We start from the raw sequence: 15514 nt of genomic DNA, 5'->3' as shown, positions 1-15514 counted from the left end.
AAATTGAAAACAAGTGACTTTTACTTTGACCTACCAGAAGAATTAATTGCTCAAATTCCGATAGAAGATAGATCTAGTTCGAAATTAATGGTTCTAGATAAAGAAACTGGTAACATAGAGCATAAAATTTTTAAAGATGTAATAAATTATTTAAATCCAGGAGATTGTTTAGTTCTTAATAATACTAGAGTTATACCTGCTAGATTAATAGGAGAAAAACTAGATACTGGAGGTAAGATAGAATTTCTTTTATTAAAAAGAACTGAAGAAGATACTTGGCAAGCGTTAGTTAAGCCAGGAAAAAGAGCTAAAGTTGGAACTAAATTCTCATTTGGGAATAAAAAATTAATAGGAGAAGTAGTTGGACTAGCAGAAGAAGGATCTAGAATAATAAAGTTTTATTATGAAGGAATTTTTGAAGAAGTTTTAGATGAATTAGGAAATATGCCACTGCCTCCATATATAACAGAGAGACTACAAGAAAAAGAAAGATATCAAACTGTTTATTCAAAGCATAGTGGTTCAGCAGCAGCACCAACAGCAGGACTTCACTTTACTGATGAATTATTAAAACAAATAAAAGATAAAGGTGTAGATATTGCATTTGTAACACTACACGTTGGCCTTGGAACATTTAGACCAGTTAAAGTTGATGATGTTCTAAATCATGAAATGCACTCTGAATATTATGTGGTTGATAAAGAAGCAGTTAGCAAGATAAATAAAGCTAAAGCTAATGGCAAAAACGTAGTATGTGTTGGAACTACAAGTTGTAGAACTGTAGAATCAGCAAGTTTAGAAGATGGAACTATAAAAGAATGCAGTGGTTGGACTAATATATTTATTTATCCAGGGTATAAGTTTAAGATAGTAGATAGACTTATAACTAACTTCCATTTACCAGAGTCGACACTAATAATGTTAGTAAGCGCACTTTGTACTAAAGATAGTGTACTTAATGCTTATGACGTAGCCGTAGAAGAAAAATATAGATTTTTCAGTTTTGGAGATGCAATGATCATAAAGTAGGAGGGGCGTATGAAAAATATAGATAAGAATAATTTATCACTAAGAATTGCATATATTTTTGAATCAATGCTAGCAATGGTAGTTTTGCTTGCAGTATTTTTAGGAACTATAGATGTTTTAAGAATGATATGGAAAGCTTATATAGTTGATTTTCAAACACCTGTTCAATATAGTCAGCTTAACGATATGCTAGGGCAAATACTACTTTTAGTTATAGGGGTAGAACTTGTGGTAATGCTTTCTCTTCATATACCAGGAGCTCTTTTAGAAGTATTATTATATGCAATAGCAAGAAAGATGCTATTACTTCCAAAGAGTGAGGGAATGGCAGATGTTTTAATTGGAGTATTAGCAATTGCTGGCATATTTGCAATTAGAAAGTATTTAGTAATAAAGGACAATAGCAACTTAAATGTTACCAGCATTCATTATGAAGATTGTGAAGAAGGACAAGATTGTGATGAATGTGAAGCATGTAGAGAAGCAAAATTGAAAGAAGCAAAATCAAAACATTAGATATTAAGGAGACAAAGAATGAGTGCAGTAAGATATGAACTTATAAAAACATGTAAACAAAGTGGAGCAAGACTAGGAAGATTACACACTCCACATGGAGTTATAGAAACACCAATATTTATGCCTGTTGGAACGCAAGCAACAGTAAAAGCAATGACTCCAGAAGAATTAAAAGAAATAGGATCTCAAATAATATTAAGTAATACTTATCATTTATACATGAGACCAGGACATGATTTAGTTAAAGAAGCAGGTGGTCTTCATAAATTTATGAACTGGGATAAGCCTATACTTACAGATAGTGGAGGATTCCAAGTATTTAGCCTTGGACCACTTAGAAAGATAACTGAAGAAGGAGTTAACTTTAGATCTCATATAGATGGTTCTAAGCATTTTATAAGCCCTGAAAAAGCTATGGAAATACAAAATGCTCTAGGTTCAGATATAATGATGGCATTTGATGAATGTGCTCCATATCCAGCAGATAGAGAGTATGTTAAAAACTCTTTAGAAAGAACTACAAGATGGTTAAAAAGATGTAAAGAAGCTCACAAAAACACAGAAAATCAAGCTTTATTTGGTATAATCCAAGGTGGAATGTACAAAGATTTAAGAGAGCAATCGGCTAAAGAAATCTTAGAATTAGACTTACCAGGATATGCAGTAGGTGGACTAAGTGTTGGAGAGCCAAAAGAATTAATGTATGAAGTATTAGATTACACAGTGCCTTTAATGCCAGAGGATAAGCCAAGATACTTAATGGGTGTAGGAAGTCCTGATGACTTACTTGAAGGTGTTATAAGAGGGATAGATATGTTTGACTGCGTATTACCTACTCGTATAGCTAGAAATGGTACAGCGATGACTAGTGTTGGTAAAGTAGTAGTTAGAAATGCAAGTTATGCAAGAGACTTTACTCCACTAGATCCTAATTGTGATTGTTACTGCTGTAAAAACTATACTAGAGCATATATAAGACATTTAGTTAAAGCAAATGAAATATTAGCTTCAAGATTAATAAGTACACATAATCTACATTTCTTACTAAACTTAATGAAGCAAGTAAGAGAAGCTATAATGGAAGATAGATTATTAGATTTTAAAGATGAATTCTTTGAAAAATACGGATACAAACTATAATTAATGGTATAAAATAAGATGTATAAGTTTTACTATTAATTGCAATTGTTTTAATATATAATGATTGTATAAGTAAAATTATTATAACTATTTAAGGAGTGAAAATAATGAACGCACAAACACAACAAATTATAATGACAATAGTTACATGGGCAGGACTATTCGCAGTATTCTACTTCATACTAATAAGACCTCAAAAGAAGAAAGATAAAAAGTTAAAAGAAATGAGACAATCTTTATCAGTTGGAGATAAAGTAACTACTATAGGCGGAATCATAGCTAACGTTGCAAAAATTGAAGAAGACTTCGTAGTATTAGAATTAGGACCAAACAGAACTAAAGTACCATTTGAAAAATGGGCTATAGGTACTGTTGAAAGTAACAAAGAATCAGTAGAATAATTTTGAATTTAGGCACCTTGGTTATTAATATTTATATTAATAACCAAGGTGCTTTTTATTTTAATAATATAAAGAAATATTTATATTAACTAAAGTAAGGCTATAGACTTATAAATAAAATCCGTATATATAAATAAGAAAACTTTAAAATAATAATATTAAAGACTAAAGTTTTAGTAGTGTGATAATGATTTTACGAGTTATACTCATGCCACAACTTTATAATATAGGAGGTTATTTATGGGATTTTCAGAAAGCACAAGTAACACAAAGATACTTTTAGAATCAGGAACTAATGAACTTGAAATTATGGAATTTGTTATTGCAGGTGAATTATTTGGTATAAATGTAGCGAAAGTTAGAGAGATTATGATAGCACAAGAGATTAAAAAAATGCCTAATTCACATGATGTTGTAGAGGGAGTATTTAAATCAAGAAATGAAATTATTACAGTAATAGATTTAGGTAAATATTTAAATCTTCCTAAATCACAAAATCCAAGTACTGATATTTTTATTGTTACTCATTTTAATAAGTTAAACTTTGCTTTCCATGTTGAATCAGTAGCAGGGATTGCTAGAGTTTCTTGGGAATCAATAAAAAAACCTGATAGAGTTATCTATGGTGGTGACGAAGGTGTTGCAACAGGTATTGCAGAATATAAAGATAGACTTATAACTATTTTAGATTTTGAAAAAATTGTTGCAGAAATAAGCCCTGAGTCAAGTATTCAATTTGAAGACATAGCTCAATTAGGTGAACGTAAGAATAATGATAAAACTGTATTAATAGTAGAAGACTCAATGTTACTTTCTAAAATGATCGTTGAATGTTTAAGTAAAGCTGGATACAAAAACACAATTAAAGCAGATAATGGTAAGGAAGCTTGGGAATATTTAGAAGAAGTTAAAACTTCTGGAGACCCAATTAAAAATCATGTTTCTTGTATAGTAACAGATATCGAAATGCCTTTAATGGATGGACATAGATTAACAAAACTTATCAAAGAAGATAATATACTTAAAGATATTCCTCTAATATTATTCTCTTCGCTAATAAGTGAAGAAATGCGTATTAAAGGTAAATCAATTGGAGCGGATGAACAAATAACTAAACCTGAAATAGCTAACCTTGTTGGTGTGATTGATAGATTAACTCAAAAATAGTAAATAATTTGTAATGTACAAACCTTCCGTTGAATATAAATATTAATACGGGAGGTGTTTTATTATGGAGAAATCTAATCACATTTTTAAAGGACTAGGATATGCATACATATTAACATTAGCTACATTACTTATATATAATTTGATACTAACATTTACTAGTGTATCAGGAAGTTCTATTGCAATGGCATCATCATTTATAACTACTATATCAGCAGCATTCGGAGGTTTTTATGCATCTCAGCATATAAAAGAAAAAGGGCTTATGTATGGTCTTTTGGTAGGGTTAATGTACATAGTGTGTCTTATATTAATAGTATTTTTAGCAAAAGATCAATTTAGTGTTGAAATTGATATGTTATATAAAATATTATTAGTGTCTTTATCTGGTGGAATAGGCGGAGTTCTAGGCGTAAACTTTAAATAGAAGTTTTATATATCTAAATTTTGTGATATAATCAATAGGATAAATTTAACTTAGGAGGTAGTCAAAATGGAAAAGAAGCATATAAAAACTTTATCTAAAGCTACTTTAAAAAACAGTGCTGAAAAAGGCGGATGTGGCGAATGTCAAACATCTTGTCAATCAGCTTGTAAAACATCTTGCACAGTTGCAAACCAAGAGTGTGAGAGATAATAAACTTTATAAAGCAAGACGTCATAATATATGACGTCTTATTTTTTATATATTAAATATTAAATTCTCATCTTATTCTCATTTTAGATTAATACCAATCTAATTTAGACAAGATATAATAGGATTTGAATTTATAAATTTGAGGAAAGATAAAAGATAAGCTAAATGAAGATAATAAAGAAAAATATATACAAACAGCTAGGTATGTCGGATATGTAATGAGGATATAATTATGAAATCTAAAAAATTATCTATATAAGCACAACTTAGCTTAATACAAAGTAAAATAGGAAGGGATACAAAGATTATAATTGAGTTTAATCAAACTTAAACTTATAAAAAATATAACATTTAAACAAAAGGAGACAATAATTATGTCAAGAGTAGCAAAAGCAGCTGTAGGACTTATGGCAGTGACATTAATTGCAAAGTTCCTAGGGTTTGGTAGAGAATTAGCTCTAGCCACAGCATACGGAGCATCAGGAACGAGTGACGCATTTTTAGTTGCTATGAATATACCAGCAGTAATATTTACAGCTATAGGTACATCTCTTGGAACTGCATTTATACCACTTTACTGTGATGTAGATTCTAAACTAGGAGAAAGAGAAGCAAATAAATTTACTAATAATGTTTTTAATATAGTAGTACTAATATGTTTAGCATTTTCTGTAATAGGAGTATTGTTTACTCCACAAATAGTAAAGCTATTTGCTATAGGATTTAAAGGTGAAACACTTGCCCAAGCTATATATTTTACAAGAATAATGCTATTAGGTATGGCATTTTTAGGTATGAGTTATATTATGATGGCTTACTTACAAGTAAAAGAAAACTTCATGATACCAGGTCTTATGCCAGTACCTTACAATATGTTTATAATAATAGCAATCTTAGTCAGTGTAAAAGTTAGCCCATATTTATTACCATGGGGAGCACTTATTGGACTATTGTTCCAATTTTTATTCCAACTTCCATTTGCAATGAAAAAAGGATTTAGATATAGACCATATATAAATCTTAAAGATGAATATCTAAAAAAGATGCTTTGGCTTATAGGTCCAGTTCTTATAGGAGTTGCAGTTAACCAAATAAATACGATAGTAGATAGAACTATAGCATCTACATTAGTTGAAGGTAGTATATCAGCACTAAATTATGCTAATAAGCTTAATCAATTTGTTATGGGTATGTTTATAGTGTCTATATCATCTGTTATATATCCGATGTTATCAAAGTTATCATCAGAAAATAACAAAGATAAATTTAATAGATCAATATCTACATCAATAAATGCAGTTACATTGATAGTTATACCAATATCAGTAGGAGCTATAATACTTGCAAATCCTATAGTAAAGTTATTATTCCAAAGAGGAGAGTTTGATGCTAGAGCGACACAAATGACAGCTATAGCACTTATGTTTTACTCAGTAGGGATGATAGGATTTGGACTTAGAGATATATTAGGTAAAGTATTTTATTCACTAAAGGACACAAAAACACCTATGATAAATGGAGTTATAGCTATGGGCTTAAATATTACACTTAACATTACATTTGTTAAATTTACTAATATGCAACTTGCAGGCCTAGCATTTGCTACAAGTATATCAGCACTTGTAACTATAGCTTTATTATTTATAAGTTTAAGAAGAAAAATAGGTCCATTTGGTGGAAAATCAATAGCATTAGTAATGATAAAATCTATGATATCAGCAGCATTAATGGCTGTAGTAGCTTTATTTGCTTATAATACTATAGCATCTATATTAGGAAGTGGAGCTATACAAGAAATTATTACTTTAGCAGCATCAGTAGGTATGGGTGCTTTAGTTTATGGAATAAGTATAATACTTCTTAAAGTAAGTGAAGTTAACTTGATTTTAGATACAATAAAAAGTAAAATAAAAAAATAGATTATTAAGAAGGTATAAAGGTGGGAATACAAATCTATCTTTATACCTATTTTGATATATATACACTTGATAAATATAAAATTTAACTAGGAGAAACAAAATGATACCTAAAAGAGTAAAGCAATTTTATGTTAATGTAACTGACCTTATGAGCAAAGAAGACTATAAATATGTACAAAATAATATAAATAAAAAAGAATTTGAACTATTTGTTAAACTATCAAAATCAGAACAAAAACATAGTGTTAGAATAGCTAAGACAATTGAATCTGCTATTGATAATCTAGTGGTAGATAATCAAGAAATTGTAGATAATAAAAAATTATTAATAAAGGTAGCACTATTACACGATATAGGTAAGATAAGAAAAAGACTAAATGTAATTGATAAATCTATAATTGTTATTTTAAATAAATTAACTAAAGGTAAGCTAAAAAATATTGAAAAATCTAAGAAGGTTAAGTGTTATTATAATCATAGTGAATACAGTTATCAAATTCTTAAAAAAATAATTGATGATGAATTGTTATTAAAAATAGTGAAAAATCATCATAAAGATACTGATGATGAAATAATTAAATTTTTCAAAAAAATAGATGATAGAAATTAAAACGTATAAAACTCTTGATAAGCATTAAGCAAGAGTTTTATACGTTTTTTTATATAATCCATAATTTCTCCACATTCATTTAATATACTAAAGTGAGCTTTAATTAACAAATTAAAAACTATTGAAAGAGGGTGATTGTATGGACGATAGGTCCTTAAGTTTTAGGAACTATTATAAAATTAGTAATATATTAAAAAAATATTTTATAGAGTTCATATATCTCACTATTAAACCTAATATAAAAAACTTAACTTAAATAAAATCGGTTTAGTAGCTATGAACTCTTAGGAGGAGAAATAGCATGACAATGAAAATAGTAGAAATGATAAAGGACAGCAAAATATTACAGCTAAGTGAACTTTTTCAGAATATGAATTCAGTAGATAGAGCTAAAAATACGATTGAGTTAGAAAATAAGGATTTAATAGAAATAGAGAATACAGAAGATTTTCAGAAAATGGCAGCAATGGTTCCTAGTGAAAAACCATACTTGCAAACTCCGGTTTTCCAATTGGCAAAGAGTAGAGTTGTGTGGTTATTAGTTCTTATGATATCAGCGACAATTACTGGATCTATAATAAAGCAATTTGATGAAGTTATACAATCTGTAGTAATATTGGCTGCATTTATACCTATGCTTATGGATACTGGTGGAAATGCTGGTTCTCAATCATCAACATTAGTTATAAGAGGTTTAGCATTAGGTGATATAAATATGAAAGATTACTTAAAAGTAATGTGGAAAGAATTTAGAGTAAGTTTAATTGTAGCGTCAATTCTTGCTGGTGTAAACTTTTTGAGAATATATTTCTTAGAAACAACAGATATAATGATAACACTTACTGTATGTGGAAGTTTATTTTTTACAGTAATCATAGCTAAAGTAGTAGGAGGTATACTACCTATTATAGCTAAAAAACTAAAGTTAGATCCAGCTATAATGGCAAGTCCACTTATAACAACTATAGTAGATACATTTGCTTTAACAGTGTACTTTGGGTTAGCTAAATTATTTTTAGGACTATAGCACTACAAATGAGGAAGATGGTGAGTATGTAAATATGAAAAGTTATAGATTTAAAATTTTGAAAGAATTGGACTGGAAATTAATATTAAACATATTTGCTATATTTGGATTTGGAATTTTAATGTTAACTAGTGCTACTCATGCCAATCAAACAGGAAACTATAAGCAAATAATTAAGCAAATTTTAGCATTTGTATTAGGTTTGATTTTAATAATAGGTATACTTTTTATTGATTATAATACTTTAGGTAAAAACTTTAAGTTTTTTTATATTGTAAGTATATTGTTGTTAATAGCAGTATGGATTCCTGGTCTTGGAACAGTACAAGAGGGTTCAAGAAGATGGATAAAATTAGGACCATTGTACCTTCAAACCTCAGAATTAGTTAAACTTACATTTATCGTTAGTTATGCTAAGATAGTTGAAAGAAAAAGGGGTAAATTAAATACAATAAAACAAGTAATTCCTGTGATACTTTATGCTATGCCAGTATTAGTATTAATGCTTTTAGAGCCTGATTTAGGTGGAACTATAGTATTTGGATGTATAATGCTAGGAATGTTATTTATGGCAGGTCTTAATGTTAAAATAATAAAGAATGCATTTTTAGTATTGATAGTATCGCTACCACTGATTTATGCAGTTATGGCACCGCATCAAAGAGTTAGAATAGAGGCATTTTTGCATCCTGATGATTTGAGTTATAAAGGTAACTATCAAGTTGTTCAGTCATTGATAGCAATAGGGTCAGGTGGAGCTTATGGTAAAGGGCTTTATAATGGGACTCAAAATAATAGTGGATTTTTACCTGTTCAAGACAGTGATTTTATATTTGCAGTTATAGGAGAAGAATTAGGGCTTGTTGGAATGTGCATTATTATTGCATTATATATGATGTTTATTGTAAGAATGATTTCTATGGCGGGTGAATCCAAAGATTTTTATGGAACATTAATAATAATAGGAGTTATGAGTATGTTTGCATATCAAATTATACAAAATATAGGTATGAACATGGCACTTATACCAGTTACAGGAATAACACTTCCGCTTATAAGTTATGGGGGAAGTTCTCTTCTTTCATCACTAGCTAGCTTAGGTCTTGTGATTAATGTGGGTATGAGAAAAAGGAAGATAAATTTTTAAGATAGGAGTAGTCAATATGACTGATATATTAATTGTTGATGATGAGCCTAAAATATGTGAGTTTGTAAAAGCTTATTTAGAAAAAGAAGGCTATAATACACAAATTGCATATGATGGAAACAGTGCATTAGATTATTTTGATAACAATAGCTACAATCTAGTGATATTAGATAGAATGATACCTGATATAAGTGGGGAAGAAATATGCAAGTATATAAGACAAAAATCTGAAGTACCGATAATAATGTTAACAGCTAAAACAGAAGATGAAGACAGAATAGATGGATTTAATTTTGGTTGTGACGATTATATTTGTAAGCCCTTTAATGTAAAGGAGCTTGTACTTAGGGTAAAAGTTATTTTAAAAAGAAGCATTAACACAGAAGATAAAGAAATTTTAAAGTTTGGAAATTATTTAGAAATAAATACTTTATCTCATGAAGTAAAAGTAAAACAAAAAGAAGTTTTGCTAACCAATACGGAGTATAAAATCTTACTAAGGATGGCATGTAATCCAAGGCGAGTATATACAAGAGAAGAACTTTTAGAAAACACAATAGATAATAATTATGAAAAAGTCGATAGAGTTATAGATAGTCATATGAAAAATTTACGTCAAAAGCTACAAATAGATGAGAACATAAAGATAATACAAACTGTATATGGTGTAGGGTATAAATTTGGGCTATAAAAATAAAACAATCTCATTGAATAAAAAAATTATAATAGCTTTTACTATTATAATGACTTTGACTATTATAACTATTGGAATATTTTTGAATAAATGTTTTAAATTAGAATTTACAAAATACGTAGATAATAGCAATAAAGCAGAAGTAAAACATCTTATTTTTGACTTGAAAAATATCTATGAAGATGGAAGTTGGGATATTGAAACTATAAAATTATTAGGTGAAGATGCAATATTAAAAGGTATAGCACTTGAAATTTATGATAAGGAAAATAATTTAGTATGGAGTACATTTGAGGATGAAAAAGTCTTGTCAAATTCTACTTTAAATGAAATCAAAAGAAACATGAAAAGTATAGATAGTAAATGGAATGGAAATTTTAAAAAATATAAAATAGAAAACTATGATAATGATAAAAATATTGTAGGATATTCATATATAGGTCACTATGAGTCTACATACTATATGGAAAATGATATGGACTTTTTAAATATAATGAATAAATTTATTATAATTATTGGAGTTGTTTCATTAGCAGGTATCATATTAATATCAATAATAATATCAAAATCTATATCTAATCCAATAACTAAAGTATCTAAGATGGCCAAGATTATAGAAGAGGGAAATTATAAAAATAAACTAGATTATAAAAGTAATATAAGTGAAGTAAAAGAATTGATAGAATCTATAAACAAACTAGCAGATGCATTAAATGAACAGGAAGCTTTAAGAAAAAGGCTCACAACTGATATAGCGCATGAGCTTAGGACTCCATTAACTAGTATTAAAGGTCATTTGGATGCTATTATAGATGGAATATGGGAACCTACTAATGAAAGATTAATAAGTATAAATGAAGAGGTAAGTAGACTCTCTAATTTAGTTGACCAACTTAGGAATTTGGAAAAAGTTGATAGGGAAAAAAATAAACTAAAAATAGAAAGTGTAAACCTAAAGGAATTAATGCAAAGTATAGTTTACAACTACCAAAGTAAGGCTTTAGAAAAAAATATAAATATAAAATATGAATCAAAAGACATAGAAGTATTTATAGATAAGGAGAAATTCTCCCAGGTTATAGTAAATTTATTAGTTAATGCAATTAAATTTACAAATTATAAAGGTCAAATATGTATAAAAACATATTTAGAGAATGGATATATAAATATATCTATAAAAGATAATGGGATAGGTATACCTAAAGATAATATAGACTATATATTTGAACGTTTTTATAGAGTTGATAAATCTAGGAATAAAGATACTGGAGGAATAGGTGTAGGCCTTACAATAGTTAAGTCTATAGTTAATGCACATGGTGGAGATATATTTGTAAACAGTGAGATAAATAAAGGAAGCGAATTTATTATAAAACTTCCAAATAATATAAAATAAAGTTGATAAATAAAACTCTTATACATTAAAAGTATAGGAGTTTTATTTATTAGCTTAAAACACATCTTATTGATATTGCCTATATTTTATATAAGCTATATAATGGAGGGTAGAGTTTTAAATACAATATCAAAAAAATGTCGATATAGATGGAAAAATAATATTTAGGAGGACACAAATATGAGTATGATACATAAGTTTTCAATGAATGGATATAATATAGTTTTAGATGTAAATGGTGGATCTGTACATATAGTTGATGATGTAGCTTATAAATTAGTTGATGATTACAAAGAAAACACTAAAGAGGAAATAATAGATAAATTAGGGAAAGAATATTCGGTTGAACAAATAAATGAAGCGTATGAAGAGATAAAAACTTTAGAAGAAGAAGGTCTTTTATACACTGAAGATACTTATCAATTCCATCCAAATTTTGTAAACAGAAAAAAAGTAGTAAAAGCTTTATGTTTACACGTAGCGCATGATTGTAACCTAAAATGCAAATACTGTTTTGCTGCACAAGGAGACTTTGGTGGAGAAAAAGAAATGATGAGTTTTGAAATCGGTAAAGCTGCACTAGATTACTTAGTAGCTAACTCAGGAAACAGAAAGAACCTAGAAATAGACTTCTTTGGTGGAGAGCCATTAATGAACTTTGAAGTAGTTAAGCAATTAGTAGAATACGGAAGAAGTATAGAAAAAGAAAACAACAAAGTAATGAGATTTACAATGACTACAAATGGAGTATTACTAGATGACGAAAAAATAGCTTACATAAATGAGCATATGCACAATGCTGTTTTAAGTTTAGATGGTAGAAAAAGCATAAATGACAACATGAGACCTACTTTAAACGATAAAGGAAGTTATGACATAATATTACCTAAGTTTAAAAAGCTTGTAGAAACTAGACCTAAGGATAAGTATTATTATATAAGAGGTACTTTCACAAGAGACAACTTAGATTTTGGAAAAGATGTTATGCACTTTGCAAATGAAGGTTTCAAACTTACTTCTATTGAACCAGTAGTAGGAGATGAGTCTAACCCATATGCACTTAGAGAAGAAGATATGCCTAAAGTATTTGAAGAATACGAAAAATTAGCAGTGCAATATGCGGATATGAAAGTAAAGGGAGATGACTTTAAGTTCTTCCACTTCATGATAGATTTAAATCAAGGACCATGTGTAATAAAAAGAATAACAGGGTGTGGAGCAGGAAATGAATATCTTTCAGTAACTCCAAATGGAGATATATATCCATGTCACCAATTTGCTGGAAACGAAGATTACAAGATGGCAAATATATTAGATGAAGAAATAGTATTCCCTAAAGAAATAACAGATTCATTTAGAGATGCTCACGTATATAGCAAAGAGGATTGTAAAAAATGTTGGAATAAATTCTACTGTTCAGGTGGATGTCATGCAAATGCAACAAACTTCAATAATGATGTAATGAAGCCATATGAACTTGGTTGTGAAATGCAAAAGAAACGTACAGAGTGTTCAATAATGATACAAGCAAAATTAATGTTAGAAGGAGAATAGATATGATAAAATCGTACCAGGATGTAAGCCCTAAAATAGATGAGACTGTTTTTGTAGCAGAAAGTGCAGATATAATAGGAAATGTAAATATAGCTAAAAATGCTAATATATGGTACAACGTAGTCATAAGAGGTGATATAAATAGTATAACTATAGGCGAAAATACTAACATCCAAGATGGAAGTGTAGTTCACATATGTCACGACTGCCCTACTATAATCGGAAAAAATGTAACAGTAGGACATAAAGCACTAATACATGGATGCAAAATTGGAGATAATACTTTAATAGGAATGGGTTCTATAGTTTTAGATAATGCAGAGATTGGAGAATATACATTACTTGGAGCGGGAAGTCTAGTGCCACCAGGTAAAACTATACCAAGCGGAGTCTTAGCTATGGGTTCACCTGCAAAGGTAATAAGAGAATTAAATGAAGACGAAAAAGAAAATCTTAAAAAATCAGCGTTAAAATATGTAGAAACTGCGAATAATCATAAGTAAGAAAACTAAAAGAGCAATCTTTAAAATTGCTCTTTTTTTATATCACACAAAGTGGAGTTGGTAATAGTGAGAATAGGTTATAAAAACTTAAAAAGGTATAAAGAGATAGTATACGTATTAATAAAATATGGATTTTCATTTGTAGTAGAAAAACTAAATATGGAAGGTGTAGCTTATAAAATACCTATAACAAATCCTCCTGAAGAAATAAAAAACATGTCAACAGGGGAAAAAATTAGAAGAGCTATCGAAGAACTAGGACCAACTTATATAAAGTTAGGTCAAATATTAAGTACAAGAAAAGACCTATTAGACCAAGACATTATAGACGAACTTAGTAAGCTTAGAGATAATGTGGAAGAGTTTGATACTGAGTTAGCTAAATCGATTTTTAAAAGTGAAATAGGTTTAGATATAGACAAAGTATTTAAAAACTTTAATGATAAGCCAATAGGTGCAGCATCTATTGGACAAGTTTATGAGGCGAGCCTAGATAGTGGAGAAGAAGTCATTATAAAGATACAAAGACCAAATATCGAATCAATAATAAAGTCTGACCTAGAAATACTTAAAAGTATGGCAATAGCTCTTAAAGATTTTAAAAAAGATATTGATATAGACCTAATCCAAATAGTAGAGGAGTTTCAAACTCAATTAATGCGAGAATTAGATTACAACTTTGAAGCATTAAATGCTATGAAATTTAGAAAAATATTTGCTAAAAGTGATGATGTTTATATACCTGAAGTTTATGAAAAATACACAACTAAGAGAATATTAGTTATGGAAAAAATAATAGGTGTTAAGCTAAGTGACGTAAATAAAATAAAAAAACTAGGATGGGATACTAAAGCAATCAGTGAAATTGGAGTAAGGTCACTCTTAAAACAAGTTTTTGAACATGGATTTTTCCATGCTGACCCTCATCCAGGAAACATATTTATTTTAAGTCAAAAGACCATATCATATATTGACTTTGGAATGATTGGAATAGTAGACAAGAAAAGTTTAAATTTACTTAATGAAATTGCTATAGCACTTGTAGAAAAAAATGTTGATAGGATAATTTATATATTGATGGAAATGGATGTAGTAAACACAGAAGTAGATATGAGTGCAATTAGACAAGATTTACTTTATTTAATTCACTATTATTACGATGTTCCTCTAGAAAAAATCAGTATAACTGATATATTAAATGAAGTATTTAGATTCCTTAGAAAATATAAAATATCTATTCCAGCGCAACTATTAACATTAGCAAAAACAATAATAACTTTAGAAGGAACAGGAAGAGAATTAAATCCTGACTTTTCGCTATCATCTATGGGGCATGAATTTATGAAGTATTACTATGTAAATAAATTTAATCCTCAAAGAGTGTTTATGAGCTCAAAACATATTGCAGAAGAAATGTTACTTGATATAAAAACTATACCAAAGCAAATGAGGGTAATACTTAGGAATATAGAAAAAAATAATATAAAAATGCAAATAGAAGATGTAAAATTTGTTTCACTAGAAGAAAAAATAACAGACCTAACAACTCAGATATCTTTAAGTTTAGTATTAGCATCTATAGTAGTAGGCTCGTCTTTAATAATTGCATCACCTAATATAAATAATAACGTTTGGATAAGACTTACAGCCTTTTCAGGGTTTTTCATATCCTTTATAATTGGATTGTTATTAGTAATAAAAATTATAAGATCTCAATATAGAAAAAAATAGAGGTGAGTATGTTTGATTTTTAATAAAAAATGGACATTAAAAC

16 protein-coding genes are annotated in these 15514 nt (G+C 28.7%); all 16 read left to right on the top strand.

What is annotated here, in order from left to right; genetic code table 11:
- The first annotated feature begins 3 nt into the window (after positions 1 to 3).
- The gene (gene queA / locus QOZ84_RS14210) at positions 4 to 1029 is read left to right on the top strand and encodes a tRNA preQ1(34) S-adenosylmethionine ribosyltransferase-isomerase QueA (RefSeq protein ID WP_284133605.1); all 1026 of its coding nucleotides are present in this window, start codon (positions 4 to 6) and stop codon (positions 1027 to 1029) included.
- Positions 1030 to 1038: 9 nt separating this feature from the next.
- On the top strand, positions 1039 to 1545 hold the full coding sequence (locus QOZ84_RS14205) for a phosphate-starvation-inducible PsiE family protein (protein ID WP_284133604.1): 507 nt from the start codon (positions 1039 to 1041) through the stop codon (positions 1543 to 1545).
- A gap of 18 nt (positions 1546 to 1563) precedes the next feature.
- A complete protein-coding gene (gene tgt, locus QOZ84_RS14200) occupies positions 1564 to 2685 on the top strand; it encodes a tRNA guanosine(34) transglycosylase Tgt (RefSeq protein ID WP_284133603.1) in 1122 nt (373 codons plus the stop codon).
- A gap of 107 nt (positions 2686 to 2792) precedes the next feature.
- On the top strand, positions 2793 to 3086 hold the full coding sequence (gene yajC, locus QOZ84_RS14195) for a preprotein translocase subunit YajC (protein WP_284133602.1): 294 nt from the start codon (positions 2793 to 2795) through the stop codon (positions 3084 to 3086).
- Positions 3087 to 3326: 240 nt separating this feature from the next.
- Entirely contained in the window at positions 3327 to 4253 is a 927-nt protein-coding gene (locus tag QOZ84_RS14190; RefSeq protein WP_284133601.1) for a chemotaxis protein, read from the top strand.
- Positions 4254 to 4317: 64 nt separating this feature from the next.
- Complete coding sequence (locus QOZ84_RS14185) at positions 4318 to 4680, top strand: TIGR04086 family membrane protein (protein ID WP_284133600.1); 363 nt, start codon at positions 4318 to 4320, stop codon at positions 4678 to 4680.
- Positions 4681 to 4746: 66 nt separating this feature from the next.
- On the top strand, positions 4747 to 4890 hold the full coding sequence (scfA, locus tag QOZ84_RS14180) for a six-cysteine ranthipeptide SCIFF (RefSeq protein ID WP_069203150.1): 144 nt from the start codon (positions 4747 to 4749) through the stop codon (positions 4888 to 4890).
- Between the two features lie 374 nt (positions 4891 to 5264).
- Entirely contained in the window at positions 5265 to 6809 is a 1545-nt protein-coding gene (gene murJ / locus QOZ84_RS14175; protein ID WP_284133599.1) for a murein biosynthesis integral membrane protein MurJ, read from the top strand.
- Between the two features lie 100 nt (positions 6810 to 6909).
- The gene (locus tag QOZ84_RS14170) at positions 6910 to 7419 is read left to right on the top strand and encodes an HDIG domain-containing metalloprotein (protein ID WP_284133598.1); all 510 of its coding nucleotides are present in this window, start codon (positions 6910 to 6912) and stop codon (positions 7417 to 7419) included.
- A 301-nt stretch (positions 7420 to 7720) separates the two neighbouring features.
- Positions 7721 to 8446 (top strand): magnesium transporter, encoded by a 726-nt coding sequence (mgtE, locus tag QOZ84_RS14165; protein WP_331496598.1) that lies wholly within the window; start codon positions 7721 to 7723, stop codon positions 8444 to 8446.
- 34 nt (positions 8447 to 8480) lie between these two features.
- On the top strand, positions 8481 to 9593 hold the full coding sequence (locus tag QOZ84_RS14160; protein ID WP_284133597.1) for an FtsW/RodA/SpoVE family cell cycle protein: 1113 nt from the start codon (positions 8481 to 8483) through the stop codon (positions 9591 to 9593).
- 16 nt (positions 9594 to 9609) lie between these two features.
- Entirely contained in the window at positions 9610 to 10284 is a 675-nt protein-coding gene (locus QOZ84_RS14155) for a response regulator transcription factor (RefSeq protein WP_284133596.1), read from the top strand.
- An 85-nt stretch (positions 10285 to 10369) separates the two neighbouring features.
- Entirely contained in the window at positions 10370 to 11683 is a 1314-nt protein-coding gene (locus tag QOZ84_RS14150) for a HAMP domain-containing sensor histidine kinase (protein WP_284133595.1), read from the top strand.
- 180 nt (positions 11684 to 11863) lie between these two features.
- Positions 11864 to 13237, top strand: coding sequence for a thioether cross-link-forming SCIFF peptide maturase (gene scfB / locus QOZ84_RS14145; RefSeq protein WP_284133594.1), 1374 nt, complete (start codon positions 11864 to 11866; stop codon positions 13235 to 13237).
- Positions 13238 to 13239: 2 nt separating this feature from the next.
- The gene (locus QOZ84_RS14140) at positions 13240 to 13740 is read left to right on the top strand and encodes a gamma carbonic anhydrase family protein (protein ID WP_284133593.1); all 501 of its coding nucleotides are present in this window, start codon (positions 13240 to 13242) and stop codon (positions 13738 to 13740) included.
- A gap of 66 nt (positions 13741 to 13806) precedes the next feature.
- Positions 13807 to 15471, top strand: a complete 1665-nt coding sequence (locus QOZ84_RS14135; RefSeq protein WP_284133592.1) for an ABC1 kinase family protein — start codon at positions 13807 to 13809, stop codon at positions 15469 to 15471.
- The last annotated feature ends 43 nt before the right edge of the window (positions 15472 to 15514 follow it).

It is taken from the genome of Romboutsia sedimentorum, assembly GCF_030131845.1.
In the GTDB taxonomy this organism is placed as follows: Bacteria; Bacillota; Clostridia; order Peptostreptococcales; family Peptostreptococcaceae; genus Romboutsia_D; species Romboutsia_D sedimentorum.
This window is presented reverse-complemented; position numbering and strand designations above follow the sequence as displayed.